Source organism: Dietzia sp. DQ11-71 (genome assembly GCF_014144995.1).
In the GTDB taxonomy this organism is placed as follows: domain Bacteria; phylum Actinomycetota; class Actinomycetes; order Mycobacteriales; family Mycobacteriaceae; genus Dietzia; species Dietzia kunjamensis.
Window position 1 is genome coordinate 1 of record NZ_JAALDT010000172.1, and the last position, 2073, is coordinate 2073.

At 69.6% G+C, this 2073-nt stretch carries 2 protein-coding genes; both read left to right on the forward strand.

Features of this window, described 5'->3' with window-relative positions; genetic code table 11:
* Window positions 1-1289, forward strand: a 1289-nt coding sequence (gene rho, locus G6023_RS07150; RefSeq protein ID WP_182634711.1) for a transcription termination factor Rho, incomplete at its 5' end; no start/stop codon positions are given.
* The coding region (locus G6023_RS07155; protein WP_182634713.1) for a PCRF domain-containing protein at window positions 1286-2073 on the forward strand (788 nt) is incomplete at its 3' end. The genes rho and G6023_RS07155, both read left to right, overlap by 4 nt.

A 2073-nucleotide genomic window follows, 5' to 3' on the forward strand; every position in this document is an offset into this window, starting at 1 on the left:
GAGGGGGCCGCGGCCGTCGCAGCCGCCGGCGCCGCGAGCGCAATCGCGGCGGGGGGCGCCCGGCCGAGGGTGAGACGGAGGTGCGGGACGACGACGTCCTGCAGCCGGTCGCGGGCATCCTCGACGTGCTGGACAACTACGCGTTCGTCCGCACGTCCGGCTACCTGGCGGGACCCAACGACGTCTACGTCTCCATGAACATGATCCGTCGTCACGGCCTGCGTCGCGGTGACGCGATCACCGGCGCGGTGAAGATGCCCCGCGACGGCCAGAACGACGGCCAGGGCGGCGGCCAGGGCGGCGGCGGGGGCCAGGGTGGCGGCAAGAACCGTCAGAAGTTCAACCCGCTGGTTCGCATCGACACCGTCAACGGTGGCCCGGTGGACCAGGTTCGCAACCGCCCGGACTTCGCGAAGCTCACCCCGCTGTACCCCAACCAGCGGCTGCGCCTGGAGACCGAGAAGAACATCATCTCGACCCGCGTGATCGACCTGATCATGCCGATCGGCAAGGGGCAGCGCGCGCTGATCGTCTCCCCGCCCAAGGCCGGTAAGACCACGATCCTGCAGAACATCGCCAACTCGATCGCGGTCAACAACCCGGAGTGCCACCTCATGGTCGTCCTCGTCGACGAGCGGCCGGAGGAGGTCACCGACATGCAGCGTTCGGTGAAGGGCGAGGTCATCGCCTCGACCTTCGACCGTCCGCCGTCGGACCACACCCAGGTCGCGGAGCTCGCGATCGAGCGGGCCAAGCGTCTGGTGGAGATGGGGCAGGACGTCGTCGTCCTCCTCGACTCCATCACGCGACTCGGCCGCGCCTACAACAACTCCTCGCCCGCCTCGGGTCGCATCCTGTCCGGCGGCGTCGACTCCACGGCCCTGTACCCGCCCAAGCGGTTCCTCGGCGCGGCGCGCAACATCGAGAACGGTGGATCGCTGACGATCATCTCCACCGCGATGGTGGAGACCGGCTCGGCCGGCGACACGGTGATCTTCGAGGAGTTCAAGGGCACCGGCAACGCCGAGCTCAAACTCGACCGGCGCATCGCCGAGCGGCGGGTGTTCCCCGCGGTCGACGTGGGGCCCTCGGGTACACGCAAGGAAGAGCTGCTCATGACCCCCGAGGAAGCCGGGATCATGCACAAGTTGCGCCGCGTGCTCTCGGGGCTGGACTCCCACCAGGCCATCGACCTGCTCATGTCGCAGTTGCGCAAGACCAACAACAACTACGAATTCCTGCTGCAGGTGGCCAAGACGACGCCCACCCTGCCGCAGGACGAGGAGTGACCGGGAGCGAGGGACGGTCGCCGTCCTCGATCGACGACGTCCTGGCCGAGTACGGGGGCCTCGAGACGCAGTTGTCCGACCCCGCTCTGCACGAGGACGCCACCGCCGCCCGCCGGGTGGGCAAACGCTTCGCCGAGCTCACCCCGATCGTGCAGTGTCACCGTGCGCTGGTGTCCACGCGCGAGGACGCCGCCGCGGCGCGGGAGCTCGCCGGCGACGATTCCTCGTTCGCCGGGGAGGCCGAGGAGCTGGAGGCTGAGGCGGCCGAGCTCGAGACCCGCCTGGCCGACCTGCTGGCGCCCCGCGACCCACACGATGCGGACGACGTGGTCATGGAGATCAAGTCGGGGGAGGGCGGCGAGGAGTCCGCACTGTTCGCCGCCGACCTCGCCCGCATGTACACGCGGTACGCCGAGAAACACGGATGGGTGATCGAGGTCCTCGGCCTCACGGAGTCCGACCTCGGCGGGTACAAGGACGCGACCTTCTCCATCCGGGCTCGCCAGCCGTCTCGCGACGGGGTGTGGTCCCGTCTCAAGTTCGAGGGCGGGGTGCACCGGGTCCAGCGGGTGCCGGTCACCGAGTCCCAGGGCCGGGTCCACACCTCGGCCGCGGGCGTGTTCGTCTACCCGGAGCCCGAGGACGTGGGTCCGGTCGAGATCGACGAGTCCGACCTGCGCATCGACGTCTACCGCTCATCCGGCAAGGGCGGGCAGGGCGTCAACACCACCGACTCCGCGGTGCGGATCACCCACCTGCCCACCGGCACGGTCGTCACGTGTCA